The sequence below is a fragment of the Sporichthya brevicatena genome (assembly GCF_039525035.1).
Lineage (GTDB): Bacteria > Actinomycetota > Actinomycetes > Sporichthyales > Sporichthyaceae > Sporichthya > Sporichthya brevicatena.
The window spans coordinates 1-571 of record NZ_BAAAHE010000081.1 but is presented as its reverse complement, the minus strand read 5'-3'; the positions used below and the strand labels follow the sequence as shown (position 1 = coordinate 571).

Below are 571 nucleotides of genomic sequence, written 5' to 3'. Positions count from 1 at the left end.
TTGCCGGTGACCGCGATGGCGGCCGGCAGCAGCGCAGCGCCGAGGGAGGCACCGAGGTCGTCGACGGTGGCGCGCAGCTTCTGCTGCCGGGACTCGAGGGAGTCGGCTTCGCGCGCGGCCTGGCCGAGGAAGATCGCGGCCTTCTCCTGGGCCAGCATGTGCTTGACCACGGCCTCGAGCGACTTCTTGTCGGCCATCTGCGACTGCAGTTTGGCCTTGGCCGCCGCCCGCTCAGCCGGCGCGAGCTTGTAGAGGTTCTTCCACTGCTCCTGCTGCTCTTTGTTCAGCGACTTGAGCTGCTCGATCTTGACCCGGTCCGACACGTCGGAGGCCTTGATCGAGACCGAGTACCGCTCCCACAGTTCGCCGGAGCCCTTGAGCAGACCGAGTTGCGCCTCGACGGCCTCGCCGACGGTGGTGTTCCCGAACGCGGCGGCGTCGGCCGCGGTCTTGAGTGCCTCGGCGGCGAACTGGTTGGCCTTCTTGACTCCGATCCCGTTCGACTGGTACATCGCCGAGAGTTGGGCGAAGTAGTCCGAGTAGGCCGACCGGGACAGGTTCAGGCCGCGGG

At 67.6% G+C, this 571-nt stretch carries 1 protein-coding gene; it reads right to left on the bottom strand.

Annotated elements, in window-relative coordinates:
- Positions 1-571 (bottom strand): hypothetical protein (locus ABD401_RS25010; RefSeq protein WP_344609951.1); only part of this gene is annotated, 571 nt, incomplete at both ends.